The sequence below is a fragment of the Actinotalea solisilvae genome (assembly GCF_016464425.1).
In the GTDB taxonomy this organism is placed as follows: Bacteria; Actinomycetota; Actinomycetes; order Actinomycetales; family Cellulomonadaceae; genus Actinotalea; species Actinotalea solisilvae.
In genome coordinates this window covers 187,102-206,565 of the sequence record NZ_JADDKQ010000009.1, presented here as the reverse complement: position 1 = coordinate 206,565, position 19,464 = coordinate 187,102, and the positions used below count along the sequence as shown (strand labels likewise).

Genomic DNA, 19,464 nt, shown 5'->3' with positions numbered 1-19,464 from the left:
CCGGGGCGCGGTCGGGCGGGCGCGGTCGAGCGGCCGCAGCCCTCGCGGCTCAGCGCCCGGCGGCGGCCCCGGCGACGACGGCGACGGCGACCACGAGGCAGCCGACCAGGCCGAGCACCGGGACCGTGCGCGCGAGGCCGCGTCGTCCCGGGAGCGTCAGCGCGGCCGCGTGCGCGACCGCGTAGTAGACGAGGACGCAGCCCGACGAGAGCGCGATCGTGGCGGTGAGGTCGAGCGTCGCGGTGGCCGCGGTGGCGCCGAGGCCGACGAGCCCCTGGGCGACGACGGGCCGGGGCTCGGCCGCCGGCCCGTCGAGCCGCGCGAGGCGGCGCGGCAGCACGCCGTCGCGCGCCATGGCCAGCGCGGTGCGGGACAGGCCCAGCAGCACGCCGAGGCACGAGGCGAGCGCGGCGAGGGTGGCGACCGCGACGACGAGCGCGGGCGGGACGCCGACGGCGGCCGCGGCGTCCGCGACGGGACGCGCGGCGACCGCGAGACGCTCGAGCCCCAGCGTGCGCACGAGCGCCGCGCCGACGAGCGCGTACGTGACGAGCACGACGGCGAGCGCCACCGCGATCGCCCGGGGCAGCGTCCGTGCCGGGTCGCGGACCTCCTCGCCGAGCGTGGCGACGCGCGCGTAGCCCGCGAACGCGAAGAACAGGATGCCTGCGGCGCCGAGCACGCCGAGCGCGTCCGGGCGGACCAGGTCTCCGGCGGCGGGCGCCGTCGCGGCCGCACCGGCGAACGACCGCGCCGCGACGACCGCGAGCGTCGCGAGGACGACCACCGAGACGGCCAGCGTCGCCCGGGCGCCCCGGCGGGCCCCCGCGCACGCGGCCGCCGTCAGCGCGACCACGACGCCGACCGCGAGGACGCGGCGGTGCTCGGGCCAGGCGTAGCCCGCGGCCGTCGTCGCGATCGCGGCGGCGCTGAGCGACTTGCCGACGAGGAACGCGGCGCCCGCGAGCGTCCCCGCGGCGGGGGAGAGCCGCGCGCGGCCGTAGGCGTACGCGCCGCCCGACGTGGGCAGCACGGCCGCGAGCCGCGCCGAGGAGTCGGCGTTGAGCCAGGCGACGACGGCGGCCAGGAGCAGGGCGACCGGCAGGGCCGGCCCGGCGGCCGCGGCCGCGGGCGCGAACGCGACGAAGACGCCCGCGCCGAGCATCGAGCCGACGCCGACCGCGGTCGCGTCGAGCAGCCCGAGACGGCGCGCGAGCCCGGGTCGGGGGTCCGTCATCGGGCGGGTCCGCTCAGGCCGACTCGCGGACGACCACCTCGGCGCCGAAGATGCGCGGCTCGAAGGAGGTGGCCTGGCCGGAGATCTGGTCGAGCAGCAGCTCGCCCGCGACCCGGCTCATCTCGACGACCGGGTTGCTCATGGTCGTGAGCGGGGGAGCGGTCGAGGCCGCGACCCCCAGGTCGTCGAAGCCGATGACCTTGATGTCGCCCGGCACGGTCAGCCCGCGGCGCGCGAGCACGCTCAGCGCGCCCGCCGCCATGAGGTCGGAGGCCGCGAAGACGCCGTCGATGTCGGAGTACGCGTCGAGCAGGCGCTCCATGGCGGCGGCACCGCTGGCCGACGTGAAGTCGCCCCGGACCATCGCCTCGTCCGAGAGGCGGGCGTCCTGGAGCGCCTGGCGCCAGCCCGCGAGGCGGTCGACGCCCGCGGCCATGTCGAGCGGCCCCGCGATCGTCGCGATCCGGCGGCAGCCGCGCGCGATGAGGTGCTCGGTCGCGCGCCGGCCGCCGAGGTAGTTGTTGACGTCGACGTACTGCATCGGGCGCGGCGCGGCCCACGGCCGGCCGACGAAGACGCACGGCAGGCGCGACTCGGCGAGGACCGAGTCGAGCGCGTCGTCGCGGTGGTGGGACACGATGACGGCGCCGTCGACGTGGCCGTTGCGCAGGTAGCGGCCCGTGCGCTGCGCCTCCTCGCCCTTGCGCGCGATGAGGAGGATGAGCTGGATGTCGGTGTCGACGAACGCGGCGCTGAGGCCCTGGAGGGTCCCGGCGAAGTACGGGTCGGTGAGGACCTTCTCGTCGGGCTCGGGCACGACGAGGGCAACCGAGTCCGTGCGCCGGGTCACGAGCGACCGCGCGGCGCGGTTCGGCGTGTACCCCAGCTCGGCGACGGCCGCGTCGACCGCGGCCTGGGCCTCGGGGCTCACCTTGAGGCCGCCGTTGATGGCCCGCGAGGCGGTCGAGCGCGAGACGCCCGCGCGCTCGGCGACCTCCTCGAGCGTCGGCGCGTGGTGCACCCCCGGGAAGGGCGCACCTCCGCCCGGGTGGAGGTCTGCCGTCATCGGCGGTGTCCTTCCTGCGCGCCCGTGGGGGCGGGGGTGGGGTGCGTGGCGGCACCCCGCGATGCCGTGCCCCAGGGGGACGGCCGAGATCGGGGACGGGCGGGTGAGAGCGGTTCCATCCGGGCTGAAGTGTCATGCGGGCGCCGGAGGCGTGTCAACACCTCGCCGCGCGCGTCGGCTCGCGTCCCGCTCAGCACCCTCGGCCCCTCACCCCGGACGGCGCAGCCAGACGGCGGCCGTGCGCTCCTCGGCCGCGATGGCGGCGCGCACCGCCTGCGCCGTCGCCTCCTCGACCGCGCTCGCGAACAGCGGCAGCGACGCCTTGAGGTCGCCCTCGAAGTGCTGGACGGTCGTGCCGTCGTCCTGCGTCTCGAGGCGCAGGGTGCCGGTCATCCGCACCGGTGCGCCGAGGATCTCGACGACGACCGTGCCGCGGCGGCCGGGTCGGTCCGGGCCGCCGGGCGGTTCCCACGCCTCGACCTGCCGCACCTCGAGGCTGCCGCCGACGAGCGAGCGGAACTGCGCCGGGATGCCGTCCGTCGGCATCTGGCGGCGCGTCGTGACGGTGAAGGCCTCGTCCGGCCCGCCGACGACGTCGACCTGCTGCGAGAGGGCGCCCGACGCCCGCACCTTCGCGGCGACGAACTCCTCGTCGGCGAGCATCCGGACAGCGGCGCCGAGGTCGGCGTCGTAGCGGGCGTGTGCGGACAGGTGCACCGGTGCCTCCGGGTCGTGTGCGGTGCCCTGAGGCTAACGCGTCGGGACGGTGCCGCACCGCGCCTCGCCTAGGCTTTCGCCGTGTCCACGCTCAGCGACCTCGTCTCCCGGCACGCCGACCTCGTCCCGGCCGACGTCGAGTGGCTCCACCTGCTCGTGGGCGACTGGCAGCTGATCTCGGACCTCGCGTTCGCGGACCTCGTGCTCTGGCTGCCGACGCGGTCCGGCGACTTCGTCGCCGTCGCGCAGGCGCGCCCGTCGACCGGCGCGACGGTCCACTACGACGACATCGTCGGCAGCAGCGCCCCCGAGGGGCAGCGGCCGCAGCTCGAGCGCGCGCTCGCCGAGGTGCGCATCCAGCGCTCGCGCGAGCCCCGCTGGTTCGGCACCTACGCCGTGCGCGAGGAGGCCGTCCCGGTCGTGCACGGCGGGCGGCCGATCGCCGTCGTCGCGCGGCAGACGAACCTCGGCGGTGCACGCACGCCGAGCCGGCTCGAGCTCAACTACGTCGAGTCGGCGGACGACCTCGTCGCGATGATCTCGCGCGGCGAGTTCCCCGCGCCCAACGCCCCGACGGGCCCGCGCCGCGGCGCGCCGCGCGTGGGCGACGGCCTCATCCGGCTCAACTCCGAGGGCGAGGTGCTCTACGCGAGCCCCAACGCGCTCAGCTGCTTCCACCGCTTCGGCGTCCTCGGCTCGCTCGTCGGCCGCTCGCTCGCGGAGGTGACCACCGAGCTGCTCGAGGAGAGCTCGGCGATGGACGAGTCCCTCCCGCTCGTCGTCATGGGGCGCGCGCCGTGGCGCACGGACGTCGAGGCGCGCGGCGTGTGCCTGTCGCTGCGCGCCGTGCCGCTCACGGAGCACGGGCAGCGGGTCGGGGCCGTGCTCCTGTGCCGCGACGTGTCGGAGCTGCGCCGGCGCGAGCGCGAGCTCATCACCAAGGACGCGACGATCCGCGAGATCCACCACCGCGTGAAGAACAACCTCCAGACGGTCGCGGCGCTGCTCCGGCTCCAGTCGCGGCGCATGACCTCGCCGGAGGCGCGCGACGCGCTCGGCGAGGCGATGCGGCGCGTCACGACCATCGCGCAGGTGCACGAGACGCTGTCCCAGACGCTCGACGAGACCGTGGACTTCGACACCCTCGTGGACCGCAGCCTGCGGCTCGCGGCCGACGTCGCGTCGGCGGGCGCGTCCGTGCGCACGGTCCGCACGGGCACGTTCGGGATGGTGCCCGCGGAGGACGCCACCGCGCTCGCGCTCGTGCTCACCGAGCTCGTGACGAACGCCGTCGAGCACGGGTTCGCGGGCGGGCGGACGGGGACGGTCGACATCATCGCCGAGCGCTCCGGGACGCACCTGCGTGCGGTCGTCGCCGACGACGGCGTCGGTCTCCCGGGCGAGGGCGGCGTGCCCGGCCCGGGCGCGGGCCTCGGCACGCAGATCGTCGGCACGCTCGTCCGCAACGAGCTGCGCGGGAAGATCTCCTGGTCCGCGCGCGAGACCGGCGGGACCCAGGTCGTCCTCGACGTCGACCTGCGCGAGCGCAAGCCGCTGTGACGACGACGACCCCGGCACCGCCGAGGCGGTACCGGGGTCGTGGTGCGCACCGCGGGGTGCGCGACGTCAGGGGTGCGTCAGCCGGCGCGGCGGGCGCGCGCGGTGCGGCGCTTGAGCGCGCGGCGCTCGTCCTCGGAGAGGCCGCCCCAGACGCCCGCGTCCTGCCCGGACTCGAGGGCCCACTTCAGGCACGTGTCGATCACGGGGCAGCGACGGCAGACGGCCTTCGCCTCGTCGATCTGCTGGAGCGCAGGGCCGGTGTTGCCGATCGGGAAGAAGAGCTCCGGGTCCTCGTCCAGACATGCAGCGCGGTGGCGCCAATCCATTCGATGTCTCCTCGGGCACGCAGCGAACCAGAGCCCGGTCAGGGCGTCGGTTCTGGTGGGGGTGGTGCAGGGGCCGTCCTGCGAAGGACGTCCTATGACTGCCATCAAGCCTCACATGGCAGAGCAGGGTGCACAAGGGGTAACGAGAAGGTTTCATCCGCATCACGATGAGTCCTTGGTCACACCCTCGGCGTGGTCCGGACAACCCGCCACGAACCACCCCTGACCTGCTCGGGACCGGCCCCCGACCTGCTCGCCACCGGCTCCCGAGCGCCTCGCGGCCCGGTCGTCGCGGGAGGGTCCCGGGACCGTCCCCGCGGGCGCGCCGGATGCGGCCTACGCTCGGCGCGTGCCCCCCGAACCGCGCCCCGGCGCCGAGCCCGTCGCGCGTCCTGCCGCCGTCGTCGCGCTCGCCGTCCTGCTCCTGGTCGAGGCGGTCGCCGTGGCCGGCGCCGCGGCCGTGGGCGTCCCGTCCGTGGTCACGGGCGGCCGGCCCGCGGTCGCCGGGTTCGTCGTGCTGTGCGCGCTCGGCGTCGCCGCCGCCCTGGTCGCGTCCGCGCGGTCCTTCTGGCGCGGCTCGAGCCGCGCGCGGGGCCCCGCGGCCACGTGGCAGCTGCTCCAGGGCGCGACGGCGTTGACCCTCCTCCAGGCCGGCGTGCTGCGGCCGGTCGCGTGGGCCGCCCTCGCCGTCGCGGCCGCGGTGCTCGCGCTCGTCGTCACCCGTCCGGCGCCGCCGCCCCGCACCCTCTGAGCCCGACGTCGTCGCTGCGGACGACGTGCGCGACCTGCACGGGCACGACGGCCGCTGCGGCGCGCCCGTGGTCGACGACGGCCCCGCGGCCCGGTGCGCGGGGTCGGTCGGGGTCGGCGACGAGCGACAGGTCGACGCCGGCGACGTCCGCCGAGCCGGGAGTCAGGGGTGCGAGCACGAGCGTCGGCGCGGCGCCGCGCAGCGCCGCGAGGGTCCCGCGGTAGGCGCCCGCGGCACGGTCGGTGCGCGCCGCGGCGACGACCGGGACGGCGCCGACGCACGCCGCGAGCGCGTCGTCGAGGTCGGGGGCCAGCGCGTCGACGTCGTCGGCCAGGACGACGACCGGCGCGCGCGGCTGCGAGCGCCCCGACGCGGCCTCCGCAGCGAGCCGGCGCAGCACCGCGGCCGCCTCGGGTCCGGACCCCAGCCGGTGCGTCCCCGGGACGAGCGGCCGGTCGGCCGCGGGCGCGGGCGTGGCGCCGGGCCCGGGCGCGAGCGCGACGACGACCACGCCCGGGCCCAGCCCGGCGAGCACCGCGGCGAGAGCCGTCGAGCGGCCGCTGCCGGGCGGGCCGACGACCAGTGCCCCGCGCGCGACGTCGAGCGTGACCGGCCCGGCGTCGTCACCGCCGAGGCCGACCGCGACGCGCCACGACCCCGGTCCGGACGTCGGCGCCACGCGCGGCACGCGCGCCACGTGCTCGGGCACGGAGCGCAGGCGCAGCGGCGCGGGTCGCCCGCCGCCCGCGGTCCCCTCGTCCGCGGGCGGCGGCCCGTCGTCGGGGAGCGCGACCTGGCACGCGGCCGCGCCCGCCGCGTCGAGCAGCACGCCGCGGCCGGGCCTGCCGCGCACCCCGGCCGCCGCGGGCGGGACCCCGAGCAGCGCCGCGTCGTGGACGTCGACCGCGAGGACGATCCGCGCCGGGCAGAGCTGCGCGAGGCGCACGACGTCGCCCGGCGCGCCTGCGACGGCGACCGCGAGGCCGGCGCGCGCGCCGCGCAGGACCCGCTCGACGAGGCCCGCGCCCGCACCGCGCGGGAGGCGGTCGAGGGCGCGCTGCACGTCGCCGACGTCGTCGACGACGACGAGCGTGCGGGCAGGGGCCGGGTCCGGCCGGGCGGGGGCCGTGACGAGGGTGAGCAGCAGGCGGGCCAGGCGCGCCGGGTCGTCCGTCCCGACGGTCGTGCCGAGCCCGGGGTACCCCCCGAGGCCGCGCGCGGGGCCCCGGTCGCCCGCGCCCGCCGCGGCGACGACGTGGACGTGGGTCCCCTCGGCGAGGGCCGCCCGCACGACCGTGCGCAGCGCCGTCGTGCGGCCCGAGCCTGGCCGGCCCGCCACCGCGAGGGGTCCTGCGTCGGGCCGCCAGCGCAGCGCCCCGCGCGCCGGCACCTCGGGCTGGTCCGTGAGGCCCAGCAGGAGGCCCGCCCCGTCGCCCGCACCGGGCGGGCCGACGGCGCGACGTGCGGCCGACGCGGTGAGACGCGCCGGGAGCGGCTCGAGCCAGACCGGCTCGGGGGCGGCGAGCCCGAGCGCGCCCGCCGCCGCCCGGGCGGCGGCGGCGAGGACCGCGGCGTGGTCGGCCGCGTCCCCGCCGGCCGTGGGCGAGGCGGCGCCACGCGGCGGCGCCCCCCGCCCGTCGGCGCCCACCCAGCGCGCACGCACGGGGGCGTCCGGCGGGGCAGGGGGCTCCCAGGCCCCGGGCGCGAGGGCGGCCCAGGCGGTCTGCACCGTCTCGACCGACGCGTCGCGCCGGAGGACCGCGCGGCCGGGCCGGTCCACGGGCAGCGCGGCGGCGTCGGGCACCTCGACGACGTCGAGCGAGTCGGCGGCGTCGGTGACGCGCAGGCAGACGCGCAGGGCGAGGTTGGCGCGCATCTGCGCGGTGATCGCGCCGGCCGGCCGCTGCGTCGCGAGGACGAGGTGCATCCCGAGCGACCGCCCCTGCGCCGCGAGGTCGACCAGCCCCGGGACGAAGTCCGGCAGGTCGGCGGCGAGCGCCCGGAACTCGTCGACGACGACGACGAGGCGCGGCGGTGCGCCGCCGGCGGCCCGCAGGTCCTCGACGTCGGTGGCGCCCGCCCGCGCGAGGAGGCGCTTGCGCCGCGCGAGCTCGGCGCGCAGCCCCGCGAGCGCCCGGGCGGCGCGCTCGGCGTCGAGGTCGGTGACGAGCCCGACGACGTGGGGGAGGCGGGTGCAGGCGCCGAAGCTGGCGCCGCCCTTGTAGTCGACGAGCACGAGGGCGACATGGGACGGCGGGTGCCGGAGCGCGAGCGCGAGGAGCCACGACTGGAGGAGCTCGGACTTGCCGGCGCCGGTCGTCCCCGCCACCAGGGCGTGCGGGCCGTCGGCGAGGAGGTCGAGCGCGACGACGCGGTCGGTCGCGGCGAGCGGTACCGCGAGCGACCGCAGCGGCGCGCGCCCGTTCACGGCTGCGGTCCACGTGCGTGCCACGTCCGGCGCACCGGGGTCGCCGAGGAGGTCGGCGAGGGCCACCCGCGGCGGCGGCTCGGCGGGGCTGCGGTCGTCGTGCGGGGGCGGCCGCGTCGCCCATGCCGCCGCGAGCCGACGGGCCTGCGCCTCCGGCCAGGCGGGCCCCGCCGTCGGGACCGTCGCGGGCCGGGCGCCGTCGGGGCCGTGGAGCGTCGCCGCGCCGTCGGTCGCGACGTCGAGCGCCCAGCGGCACCACGCCGGTGCTGCGGACCGGTGGGCCGCGAGGACGAGCGCGCCGTCGAGACCGGGGCGGCGCGCCGCCCACCACGCGTGGGCGTCGGCCGCGCCGTCGACGAGCACCAGGTGGTGCGACCCCGGCGGGGGCACCGCGACCGTCCCGTCCCACCGCACCTCGAGCCGACCCCGTGACGCGGCCGCGGGCCGGCGCAGCCACCGCCAGGCGCCCGGCGCGCCGCCGAGCACGCTCACGGCCCCCGGGCACGCCGCGACGGCGGCGACGAGCGCGCGGGCCGCGGCGTCACGGCCCGGCCCGACGAGCGCGAGACCCTCTCCGGCCCAGTCCCACCACGACGGCGGCTCGGGCGTACCGCGCGACGGGTCGTGCGACGGGTCCGTGGGGGCGGCCGCCGCCGCCGCCACCGCGGCCGCGGCCGCGTCGGGGCCGAGGGGAGCCGGACCCGACGGGGTCCGCGCGCGGCGACGCACGCGCTGCAGCGCCCAGCCCGCGCCCGCGGCGAGCGGGCCGGCGAGCCCGAGCGCCAGCAGCGCGGGGCTCCCGGTGACGGCCGCGAGCCCGGCTGCGACCACGAGCGGCGCGACCCACGTCGCGGGCGACGCGCCGCGGTCCGGGGCCGTCCCGCGGGACCGGCCCTCCGCCTCGGGTGACGGCGCCTGTCGTCCGTCGCGCGTGCGGACGACCACCACGCCGTCGCCCACCCGGATCGGCTGCCCGGCCCGCACCCGGCGGCCGCGTCGCCCCACCCGCCGCGGACCCCGCCGCGCCTCGACGACCGTGCCGTTCGCCGACCCGGCGTCGTGCACCGTCCAGCGCGGGGCGCCGCGGCGGGGAGCGTGGGTGCGCAGGACGGCGTGCTGCCGGGACACGGCTGGGTCGGGCAGGGCGAGAAGCCCGGCGGGGTCGGGCAGGGCGAGAAGCCCGCCGGGGTCGGGCGGCGAGGGCGCTCGCCCGACTCGCACGATCCCGTCGCGGCCGGGCACCGCGACGGCGCCCGCGCCGGGCCCGGCCACCACGGCGACGTGCCACGGCGCGGCGGCGGCGAGGGCGGCGGGGTCGGGCCGACCACCGCCCACGGCCAGCACGGCGCCGTCGACGAGCGGTGGCACGCCGGTGACGTGGTCGTCGTCGAGCGCCCGGCCGTCGACCCCGAGCACCGCGTCCGCGAGCTCGGCGGCGCCGGTGAGCCGGACGAGCGCCGCGCGGCACCGGCGCAGGCTCACGCCGTCGGGCAGCTCGACGTCGCCACCGGGCGCCAGGGTCACGTGCATGCGCCGACCCTCGACGCCGCGCCGCCGCGCGGCCACGCGGTACCGCCGGGCCTGGTGACGGCGCGGCCCTCCACAGGCCGCGCCGTCCGTCGGTCACTCGACCGCGAGCGCCCCGACCGGCGACGTGCGCGCGGCGCTGCGGCCGGGCAGCACCGAGGCGAGCAGCCCCGCGAGGAGGGCGACGACGACGACCGCGCCGAGGTCGCGCCACGGCACGGCGAACGAGACCGGGCCCACCTCGCTGAGCAGCGTGCGCGCACCGGCCCAGCCGTAGAGCGTCCCGAGCACCGCGCCGACGACGGCGCCGACCCCGGCGATGAGCATGCCCTCGACGGCGAGCGTCCCGCGCAGCTGCGCGCGCGAGAGCCCGATCGCCCGCAGGGTCGCGTTCTCGCGCCGCCGCTCGAGGACCGACAGCGACAGCGTGTTGGTCACGCCCACGAGGGCGATGACGACGGCGACCGCGAGGAGCGCGACGACCACCGTGAGGAGCGTGTCGACGACCTGCTGGAAGAAGGCGCGCTCGACCGCGCCGCCGACCGTCTCGAGGGGCTCGCCGGTGTCGCTCGCCGCCGCCGTGATGTCGGTGACGGCCGACCGCGCGACGTCGACCGAGGACAGCCGCACCCAGAGCCGGCTCACGCCTGCGTCGGGGTCGAGGCCGGCGAGCACCTCCGGGGTGACGAGGACCGCGGTCCCCGGGAGCTCGGTGACGACGGCCGTGAGCGTGACGACCGCGGCCTCGTCGCTCGTCGCGACGGACCCGCCGGACGCCTCCGCGTCCTCGGCGCCGCCGCGCCCCGGCTCGGCGCCGTCCTCCGGCTGCTCCCGCGGCCCCGGCTCCGCCGTGGCGCTCCCGACGGGTTCGGACGGCTCCACGACGACCGGCTGCCGCCGCACCGTGACCGTGTCGCCCGTGCGGATCCCGCTCCACCCGCTCACCTGGGCGGGGACGACGACGTGCGACCCGTCGAGCCCCGCGAGGTGGCTCGGGTCGTGCAGGACGGCCTGGCCCTCGGCGGGGTCGACGGCGCGCACCTCCATGAAGCTGAGGGGCTCGCCGTCGCCGACGGTGAGCTCGACGACGCTGCCCGTCAGCGGTGCGACGTGCTGGACGCCGTCGACCGCCTCGACGTCCTGCGCGAGGCCCGAGGGCAGGGCGGGCAGGGTGAGCCCGTCGCTGAGCGTCCCGACCGCGACGTCCACGGGGAACTCCTCCTCGAGCGCGGCGGTGAGCGCGGTGCGGGACGTCGCCGCGCCCGTCGCCATCATCGCCACGAGCGTCACGCCGATGAACAGGGCCGCGCTGGTCGCCGCGGTGCGGCGCGGGTTGCGCACGCTGTTGGCGGCCGCGAGACGGGCGGCCGGTCCGCCCGCGCGCGCCAGCACCGTGCCGACGAGGCCCACGAGCCGCGGGACCCAGAACACCGCCCCCAGCACGACGCCGACGAACGACGCCGCCCCGCCGACGACGCCCGCGAGGAGGCCGACGAGCAGGTCGTAGCGCTCCGCGACCACGACGCCGCCGGCCAGCACGAGCGCGCCGCCGACGGCGAGGAGCGCCGCCGTCCACGCGCGGACCCGGCCCGAGCGCTCGCCGAGGCTCGGCGTCCCCGCGGGCCGCAGCGCCGCGAGCGGCGAGACCCGCGTCGCGGCGACCGCGGGCGACAGCGCGGCGAGCACCGTGACGAGCGTCCCGACGAGCACGGGCGTGAGGACCACGGCGGGCGTGACGTGGACCGCCGCCGGGAGGGGGACCTCGGTCCACGTCCGGCCGAGGACGAGCAGCGCTGCCTGCACGAGGGCGAGCGCGGCGACCAGACCGGCGACCGACGCGGCCGCGCCGAGGATCAGCGCCTCGAGCACGACGGACCGGCGCAGCTGCGAGCGGTCCGCACCGACGCAGCGCAGCAGCGCGAGCGTGCGCGTCCGCTGGGCGACCAGGACCTGGAACGTGTTCGCGATGACGAGGGCCGCGACGAGCATCGACACCCCCGCGAAGCCGAGGACGACGGCGGTGAACTGGTTCGCGTCGCCCGTGACCTCGGCGGTGATCGCGCGTGCCTGCTCGTCGATGGTCCGCACGGTCGTGCCCCGCTCGACGACGGCGGCCGCGGTGCGCTGGACGTCGGCGAGCGACGCGCCGTCGTCGAGGGCGACGGCCGCGTACCAGTACCAGGTCTCGGGCGCGCCTGAGGTGCCGGCCCACCAGCGCTCCCAGGTGCGCAGCTGCTCGGCCGTGGCGACGCCGACGCCGCCCGTGCTGAGGAAGGGCGCCTCGGGCATGTCGAGCACACCGACGACCACGAGCTCCTCGTCGCGCTCCTCCCGGACCAGCTCGTCACCGCCGTCGCGCGGCTCGACCCAGCGCTCGGCGGTCATCTCGACGGTGTCGCCCGGCTCGGCCCCGAGCACCTCGGCGACGTCGCGCGGCAGCGCCACCTCGCCCGGCCGGTCCGGCAGCGCGCCCGCGACGAGGGCTCCCGCCTGGAGCGCGGGGTCCTCGGCGACGGGGGAGATGCTCGCGACCGTCTGGCCGTCGGGCCCCGAGAGCTGGATCGACGTCTGGAGGTAGCCGTGCACCGAGCGCACGCCCGGCACCTCGCCGAGCGCGGTGATCGTGCGGTCCACGACCTCGCCCTCGACGACGAGGTCGGCGCCCGCGTAGCCGCTGGTCACCGCGTCGTAGGTGGTGCGGGTCATGATGTCGGCGGCGAGCAGCGTCGCCGCGACGAACGTCGTCCCGATGGTGATCGCGAGGCCTGCGGAGGCGAGACGGCCCAGGCTGCGGCGCATCTGGGCGAGCGTGAGGCGCAGCATCAGCGGGCCGCCGGCTCGTCGAGCGAGCGGAGCGCGTCGAGGCCCGCGAGGACCGCCTCCGGCGTCGGGTCCGTGATGTCACCCGCGATCCGGCCGTCGGCCAGCAGGACGACGCGGTCGGCGTAGGCGGCCGCGGACGGGTCGTGCGTCACCATGATCACGGTGCGGCCGAGCTCGCGCACCGATTGGCGCAGGAAGCTGAGGACCTGCGCGCCCGCGCGCGAGTCGAGGTTGCCCGTGGGCTCGTCGGCGAACACGACGTCGGGCCGCGCGATGAGCGCGCGGGCGATCGCGACGCGCTGCTGCTGGCCGCCGGAGAGCTCGCTCGGCCGGTGGGAGAGCCGGTCGGCGAGGCCGAGCGTGCTCACCAGGATCTCCATCCACGCGCGGTCCACCGGTGCCCCGGCGAGCTCGAGCGGGAGCACGACGTTCTGCTCGGCCGTGAACATCGGCAGCAGGTTGAAGGACTGGAAGACGAAGCCGATCCGGTTGCGGCGCAGCTCGGTGAGCTGACGGTCGTCCATCGCCGTGATGTCGGTGTCGCCGAGGTAGGCGGTGCCCGCCGTCGCGCCGTCGAGACCGGCGAGGAGGTGCATGAGCGTCGACTTGCCCGAGCCGGACGGGCCCATGATCGCCGTGAACGCCCCCGCGGCGAAGTCGACGTCGACCCCGGCGAGCGCCCGGACCGCGGCGTCGCCCGAGCCGTAGACCTTGGTGAGGCCGCGGGCGCGCACGGCGGCCGGGCGCGTGGCCTCGGCGGTCGGCCGGCCCGCCAGGGCGGCGGGGTCGAGGGCGGTGATGTCCACTGGGGTCTCCCGGGGGTGTCGTCGAGCGTCGCGTCGACGCTAGCGACGGCGCCGCGTGCCGGGCGTCGCGCCGCGGCATGGTCCTCGCGCGGACCCCGTCATCCCGCGGGAGGAGTCAGGATCCGGGCCTGACCAGCCCTGACTCGTACGCGGTGACGACGGCCTGGACGCGGTCGCGCGCGCCGAGCTTGGCGAGGATGCGGCCGACGTGCGTCTTGACCGTGGCCTCCGCGACGAAGAGGTCCTGGCCGATCTCGGTGTTCGACCGGCCCCGAGCCATGAGCACGAGCACCTGGCGCTCGCGCTCGGTGAGGTCGGCGAGGCCCGGGTGCGGGGCGGGCTGGTCCGCCTCGGGCAGCGCCGTGACGAGGTGCTCCAGCAGGCGCCGCGTGCTCGAGGGGGCGATGACGGCGTCGCCCGCGTGGACCGTGCGGATCGCGGCGAGCATCTCCTCCGGCGGCGCGTCCTTGAGCAGGAACCCGCTCGCGCCGGCGCGGATCGCGGCGAGCACGTACTCGTCGAGGTCGAAGGTCGTGAGCACGACGACGCGCGGCGTCGGCGCCCCGTCGGCCGTGAGGCGCGCGGTGGCCGCGAGCCCGTCCAGCGTGGGCATGCGCACGTCCATGAGCACGACGTCGCACGGCACCGCGGCGAGCCGGCGCAGCGCCTCGGCCCCGTCGCCGGCCTCGACGACGACCTCGAGGTCCGGCTGGGAGTCGATGACCATGCGGAAGCCCGCGCGGACCAGCTGCTGGTCGTCGACCAGGCCGACCCGGATGGGGCCGGCGGTGCCGCCCGAGCTCCCCGGGTTCGCCGTGCTGATGGTGGTCACGCGGTCTCCTCGGTCGCTGGCGTCCCCGCGTGCTGCGGGGCGTGCGGGCTGCGCGTCGGCAGCGGGATCTCCGCGCGCACCCGGAACCCGCCGCCGGGGCGCGGCCCGACCGCGAGCGTGCCGCCCAGCATGGCAGCCCGCTCGCGCATCCCGAGGACGCCCTGGCCGGCGCCGTCGCCGCCCTGCGCGGCCGCGCCGCGACCGTCGTCGCTCACCTCGAGGACGAGGGACGACGTCGTCCACTGCAGCAGGACGGTCACCGTCGGGCCGGGCCCGGCGTGCTTGAGCACGTTGGTGAGGGACTCCTGGCAGATCCGGTAGACCGTCAGGCCGGTGCCCGGCGGCAGCGGGCGGTCCTGGCCCATGCGCACGAGCGAGATCCGCACGCCGCTCGCGCGCACCTGCTCCACGAGGTGGGCGATGTCGTCGACCGCCGGCTGGGGCGCGAGGTCGGCCACGGGGGGCGGTGCGGGCGGCCCGCCGGGCCCGCCGACGACGACGCCGCCCGGCCCCGCGGTCCGGGCGGCCCCGGCGGACGGTGCCTGCGCGGCGCCGATCTCGGGACGCAGGACGCCGAGCAGCCGCCGCATGTCGGCGAGCGCCGCGCGGCCCGTCTCCGAGATCGTCGTGAGCGAGCGGGTCGCCGCGGCCGGGTCGCTCGCGGCCGCGTACCGGCCCCCGTCCGCCTGCGCGATGATCACCGACAGCGAGTGCGCCACGATGTCGTGCATCTCGCGCGCGATGCGCGTGCGCTCGGCGGCCGTGGCGATCTGCGCCTGCTGGTCGCGCTCGATCTCGAGCCGGCGCGCGCGGTCGACGAGGTTGTCGATGCTCTCGCGGCGCGAGCGCCGCACCAGCGCGAACGCGAAGACGCTGACCGCGAGCAGGGCCACGACGAAGCTGCTCGCGACGCCCGACGCCGGGTCGCCGTCGATCAGCCCGAGGACGGCGCCCAGCAGGCCGGCCCCGACCAGCGCGCCGGTGATCGCCGTGCGGTAGGCCCAGACCGGGCCGTGCACCGTGACCGAGTAGAGCGCGACGAGCACGAGGAGGTCCGCGGGCTGGACCATGGGCACGCCCGCGAGCATGTGCAGCAGGGCGACCGAGTAGACGGTGGCCGCCGACGCCGCGGGGCGCGTCCGGCGCCAGGCGAGCGGCACGACCATGCCGAGGGCGACGAGGACGAGGACCGTGCTGCCCTGCGCCGGTGTGGTGCTCGCGAACGCGGCCGAGGACGGCACGACGACGAGGGCGAGCAGGGCGGCGCCGAGCGCGTCGACCGCGGCGCGGTGGGACACGTCCCAGGCACCCACCCGTTCCCACCAGCGCACGCGTCCAGCGTAGGCGGGCGTGCGCGGCCCGACGTCGCCCCGCGGGCCCACGCGGGCGGGTGCGGCGTCCGCCCCGGGACGGACCGCGCGGCCGACGGCGCGGGGACCGGGCGCCCGGGCGGGACGGTGGCCTAGCATGACGCCATGACCCAGGTTCTCTTGGCCGAAGACGACCCCGCCATTGCCGAACCCTTGGCGCGCGCCCTGGGCCGGGAGGGCTACGAGGTCGTCGTGCAAGGGACGGGTCAAGGCGCCATCGACGCGGCGCCGGGCGCCGACATGGTGATCCTCGACCTCGGCCTGCCCGACATGGACGGCCTCGACGTCGCGCGCTGGATCCGGCAGCACGGCCTGACCACCCCCGTGCTCGTGCTCACGGCCCGCGCGGACGAGGTGGACCTCGTCGTCGGGCTCGACGCGGGCGCGGACGACTACGTGACCAAGCCGTTCCGCCTCGCCGAGCTGCTCGCGCGCGTGCGCGCCCTCCTGCGGCGCTCGCACACGGACGGCTCGGAGGAGGACGACGTCTCGGCCCAGGACGTGCGCATCGACCTCGCGGCGCACCGCGCCTTCCAGGCCGACCGGGAGCTCCACCTGACGGCCAAGGAGTTCGACCTCCTGCGCGTCCTGGTCCGCGACGCCGGCTCCGTCGTCCCGCGCGACACGCTCATGCGCGAGGTCTGGGACTCGGACCCGAACGGCTCGACCAAGACCCTCGACATGCACGTCTCGTGGCTGCGCCGCAAGCTCGGCGACGACGCGAACGCGCCGCGGTACATCTCGACCGTGCGGGGCATGGGCTTCCGGTTCGAGACCGGCGTCGGCTGACGCGACCCGATGCGCCGTCGCGTCCTCCAGGCCACGATCGCGGCGGTCACCGTCGCCGTCGTGCTCCTCGGCATCCCCCTCGCGTTCTACGGCGCACGCCTCCTCGCGGACGCCGAGCTGCGTGAGCTCGCCGACCGGGCCGCCGCGCTGGGTCGGCAGGTCGAGAGCCGCATCGCGACCGACCGGCCCATCGACGACGAGCTGCTCGACGTCTACGTCGGCGGGGAGGGCAACCTGCCCGCGTCGGTCTCGGTCGTCACGGCGGACGGCGCGCGGTTCCAGGCGGGCGAGCCGGTCGAGGGCCGCGCCTACCCGCGTGTGGTGCGCACCGACTCGGGCGCCGTCGTCCTGCTGTCGATCTCCTGGTGGGACGTCTTCTGGCGGTCCGCGCAGGCGGTGGGCCTCGTCGTGGTCGCCGCCGTCGTCGCGTTCGGCGCCGGCATCTCCATGGCGCTGTGGCAGGCGCGGCGGCTCGCGGCGCCGCTCGTCTACCTCGCGGCGAGCGCCGAGCAGCTCGGCTCGGGGCAGGTCCGCCCGCGGCTCGAGCCGTCGGGCGTCGAGGAGATCGACCTCGTCGCCGCCGAGCTCGCCCGCAGCGCGGACCGGCTCGCCGGGCGCCTCGCGGCCGAGCGCCAGTTCGCGGCCGACGCGTCGCACCAGCTCCGCACCCCGCTCACCGCGCTCTCGATGCGGCTCGAGGAGATCGCGGCCGCGACGGAGAAGGAGGAGGTGCGCGAGGAGGCGCGGATCTCGCTCGAGCAGGTCGAGCGCCTCGTGACCGTCGTCGACGACCTCCTCGCGCGCTCGCGCCGCGCCCAGGGCGGCACCACGGAGGCGGTGCACCTGCGCGACGTCGTCGACCAGCAGCGCGAGGAGTGGACGCCGTCCTTCCGGAGCGCGAACCGCCGGCTCGTGGTCGAGGTCCCGGCGGGCATGGCGGTCCTCGCGACCCCGGGCGCGCTCGCTCAGGCCCTCGCGACGCTCATCGAGAACTCCCTCGTGCACGGCGCCGGCACCACGACGGTCCGCGCGCGCCCGTCCGGACCCAGCGGCGCCGTCGTCATCGAGGTGGGCGACGAGGGTCCGGGCGTCGACGACGAGCTCGCGCCGCGGATCTTCGAGCGCGAGGTGACGTCCGGCAAGGGCACGGGCCTGGGACTGGGCCTCGCGCGGGACCTCGTCGCGGCCGACGGCGGCCGGCTCGAGCTCGCGCAGCGCCGCCCGCCCCTGTTCGCGGTGTTCCTCGCGGGCGTGCCGAAGACGCTGGACCCCGACGTCGTCCTGCCGCGCGGGTCGCTCGTCTCGACGCGCACGACGCGCCGCCCCCGGCTGTTCCGCCGCTGACCGGGCCGCCGCCGGGCCGCACGCGCTGGGCGCCGCCGACCCCCGGCCGGCGGCGTTGTTAGGCTCCGCGCTCGTGACAACCGTGGCGGTGGTGGGCGGCGGCCAGCTGGCCCGGATGATGGCGCCCGCGGCGACGGCGCTCGGCGTCGACCTGCGGGTCCTGGTCGAGGGCCCGACGACGTCGGCCGCCCAGGTCGTGCGCGACGCCCCCGTGGGCACCCCGGCGGAGGCCGACGCGGTGCTCGACCTCGTGCAGGGGCCGCCCGTGGCGGACGTCCTCACCTTCGAGCACGAGCACATCCCGGCTGCCACGATCGCCGCGGTCGAGGCGGTCGGCGTCCCCGTGCGGCCCGGGCCGGGCGCCCTGCTGCACGCGCAGGACAAGCGCGCGATGCGCGAGTCGCTCGAGGCGCTCGGCGCCCCGTGCCCGCGCTGGGCCCCGGTGCCCGACGCCCGCGCGCTCGAGGAGTTCCTGGCGGCGTCGGGCGGCGAGGCCGTCGTCAAGACGGTCCGCGGCGGCTACGACGGCAAGGGTGTGCGCGTGGTCCGCGGGGCCGACGAGGTCGCGGACTGGTTCGCCGCCGCGGCCGACGGCGGCCCGGCTCTCCTCGTGGAGGAGAAGGTCCCGTTCGTGCGCGAGCTCGCCGTCCTGCTTGCGCGCCGCCCGTCGGGCGAGGTGCGCGTGTGGCCGGTCGTCGAGACGGTGCAGGTCGGGGGCGTGTGCGCCGAGGTCCTCGCGCCCGCGCCCGGTCTGGACCCCGAGGTGGGCCGCGAGGCGGTCGCGGCCGCCGTCGCCGTCGCGGAGGGGCTCGACGTCACGGGCGTGCTCGCGGTGGAGATGTTCGAGCTGGCCCCCGCCGCGGCGACCGCGCGCGACGGAGCGTCCGGCCGGGTGCTCGTCAACGAGCTCGCCATGCGGCCGCACAACTCGGGGCACTGGACCATCGACGGCGCCGTGACCAGCCAGTTCGAGCAGCACCTGCGCGCCGTCCTCGACCTGCCGCTCGGCGAGACGACGGCGCGGACGCCCTGGTCGGTGATGGCGAACGTGCTCGGCAGCTCGCTCGACCGGCTCACCGACGCGCTCCCGGCCGTCCTCGCGGCCGACCCGGGTGCCAAGGTGCACCTGTACGGCAAGGAGGTGCGGCCGGGCCGCAAGCTCGGCCACGTCACCGTGAGCGGCGACGACCTCCCCGCCGTGCGCGGGCGCGCGGCGCGCGCTGCCGCCCTGCTGCGCGGCGAGCAGTCGGCCACGGCCTGAGACCGCACGCGACCCCGACCGCTCGACCAGGAGGACGGACATGGCAGGCGCACCGCTCGTCGGCGTGGTGATGGGCTCGGACTCCGACTGGCCCGTGATGGAGGCCGCCGCCCAGGCGCTCGCCGAGTTCGACGTGCCCCACGAGGTCGACGTCGTCTCGGCGCACCGCATGCCGCAGGAGATGGTGGACTACGGCCGCACCGCCGCCGAGCGGGGCCTGCGGGTCGTCGTCGCGGGCGCCGGGGGAGCGGCGCACCTGCCGGGCATGCTCGCGGCCGTGACCCCGCTGCCCGTGATCGGCGTGCCCGTCCCGCTCGCGCACCTCGACGGTCTCGACTCGCTCCTGTCGATCGTCCAGATGCCCGCCGGCGTGCCGGTCGCGACCGTGTCGGTCGGCGGCGCCCGCAACGCCGGGCTGCTCGCCGTACGCATCCTCGCGGCGGGTGCGGGCGACGAGGCGGCCGCGCTGCGCGAGCGCATGACCGCGTTCCAGGGCGCGCTGCGCGACCAGGCGCACGCCAAGGGCGAGCGCCTGCGCGCCCGGGCGGGCGGCCGCGGCGCCGTGACGGGCTTCGGCGCCTGACCTCCGGGGCTCGGCGCCCGACCCGGACGCCGAGCCAACCCCGG

General features: G+C 78.0%; 15 protein-coding genes. 6 read left to right on the top strand and 9 right to left on the bottom strand.

The annotated features are described in order from the left end of the window. Positions 1-49 precede the first annotated feature (49 nt). The 3 genes from JIG38_RS09820 to JIG38_RS09810 form a co-directional block, all read right to left on the bottom strand. Entirely contained in the window at positions 50-1,237 is a 1,188-nt protein-coding gene (locus JIG38_RS09820; protein ID WP_199423617.1) for an APC family permease, read from the bottom strand. 13 nt (positions 1,238-1,250) lie between these two features. After that, complete coding sequence (locus JIG38_RS09815; RefSeq protein ID WP_199423616.1) at positions 1,251-2,303, bottom strand: LacI family DNA-binding transcriptional regulator; 1,053 nt, start codon at positions 2,301-2,303, stop codon at positions 1,251-1,253. 207 nt (positions 2,304-2,510) lie between these two features. Beyond that, positions 2,511-3,020 (bottom strand): DUF2505 domain-containing protein, encoded by a 510-nt coding sequence (locus JIG38_RS09810; RefSeq protein ID WP_199423615.1) that lies wholly within the window; start codon positions 3,018-3,020, stop codon positions 2,511-2,513. 81 nt (positions 3,021-3,101) lie between these two features. On the opposite strand from JIG38_RS09810, the gene JIG38_RS09805 reads away from it, so the two are divergent. Then, entirely contained in the window at positions 3,102-4,580 is a 1,479-nt protein-coding gene (locus JIG38_RS09805) for a sensor histidine kinase (RefSeq protein WP_199423614.1), read from the top strand. Positions 4,581-4,657: 77 nt separating this feature from the next. Here JIG38_RS09805 and JIG38_RS09800 read toward each other — a convergent pair whose 3' ends face one another. Next, positions 4,658-4,906, bottom strand: coding sequence for a WhiB family transcriptional regulator (locus JIG38_RS09800; RefSeq protein ID WP_182111789.1), 249 nt, complete (start codon positions 4,904-4,906; stop codon positions 4,658-4,660). A 349-nt stretch (positions 4,907-5,255) separates the two neighbouring features. Here JIG38_RS09800 and JIG38_RS09795 point away from each other — a divergent pair, with 349 nt between their 5' ends. Next, entirely contained in the window at positions 5,256-5,657 is a 402-nt protein-coding gene (locus JIG38_RS09795) for a hypothetical protein (RefSeq protein WP_199423613.1), read from the top strand. On the opposite strand, the gene JIG38_RS09790 is transcribed toward JIG38_RS09795, so the two are convergent. From JIG38_RS09790 to JIG38_RS09770, 5 genes are all read right to left on the bottom strand, one after another. After that, positions 5,623-9,615 carry an FtsK/SpoIIIE domain-containing protein gene (locus JIG38_RS09790; RefSeq protein ID WP_199423612.1) on the bottom strand — a complete coding sequence of 1,331 codons (3,993 nt, stop codon included), beginning with the start codon at positions 9,613-9,615 and terminating at the stop codon, positions 5,623-5,625. The two genes, JIG38_RS09795 and JIG38_RS09790, sit on opposite strands and share 35 nt — an antisense overlap. A gap of 93 nt (positions 9,616-9,708) precedes the next feature. After that, entirely contained in the window at positions 9,709-12,435 is a 2,727-nt protein-coding gene (locus JIG38_RS09785) for an ABC transporter permease (RefSeq protein WP_199423611.1), read from the bottom strand. Further along, a complete protein-coding gene (locus JIG38_RS09780; protein ID WP_372419886.1) occupies positions 12,435-13,235 on the bottom strand; it encodes an ABC transporter ATP-binding protein in 801 nt (266 codons plus the stop codon). Before JIG38_RS09780 ends, JIG38_RS09785 begins: the two co-directional genes overlap by 1 nt. A gap of 121 nt (positions 13,236-13,356) precedes the next feature. Next, positions 13,357-14,073 (bottom strand): response regulator, encoded by a 717-nt coding sequence (locus JIG38_RS09775; RefSeq protein WP_307844776.1) that lies wholly within the window; start codon positions 14,071-14,073, stop codon positions 13,357-13,359. Beyond that, positions 14,070-15,404: a sensor histidine kinase gene (locus JIG38_RS09770; protein WP_199423610.1), complete on the bottom strand. Its 1,335-nt coding sequence runs from the start codon at positions 15,402-15,404 to the stop codon at positions 14,070-14,072. The genes JIG38_RS09775 and JIG38_RS09770 overlap by 4 nt, the downstream gene beginning before the upstream one ends. A 144-nt stretch (positions 15,405-15,548) precedes the next feature. On the opposite strand from JIG38_RS09770, the gene JIG38_RS09765 reads away from it, so the two are divergent. The 4 genes from JIG38_RS09765 (at position 15,549) to purE (ending at position 19,420) form a co-directional block, all read left to right on the top strand. Beyond that, positions 15,549-16,232, top strand: a complete 684-nt coding sequence (locus tag JIG38_RS09765; RefSeq protein WP_199423609.1) for a response regulator transcription factor — start codon at positions 15,549-15,551, stop codon at positions 16,230-16,232. A 9-nt stretch (positions 16,233-16,241) separates the two neighbouring features. Next, a complete protein-coding gene (locus tag JIG38_RS09760; RefSeq protein ID WP_199423608.1) occupies positions 16,242-17,576 on the top strand; it encodes a sensor histidine kinase in 1,335 nt (444 codons plus the stop codon). Positions 17,577-17,691: 115 nt separating this feature from the next. After that, positions 17,692-18,837, top strand: a complete 1,146-nt coding sequence (locus JIG38_RS09755; RefSeq protein WP_233404765.1) for a 5-(carboxyamino)imidazole ribonucleotide synthase — start codon at positions 17,692-17,694, stop codon at positions 18,835-18,837. A gap of 40 nt (positions 18,838-18,877) precedes the next feature. Next, positions 18,878-19,420 carry a 5-(carboxyamino)imidazole ribonucleotide mutase gene (purE, locus tag JIG38_RS09750; protein ID WP_199423607.1) on the top strand — a complete coding sequence of 181 codons (543 nt, stop codon included), beginning with the start codon at positions 18,878-18,880 and terminating at the stop codon, positions 19,418-19,420. Positions 19,421-19,464: the final 44 nt, after the last annotated feature.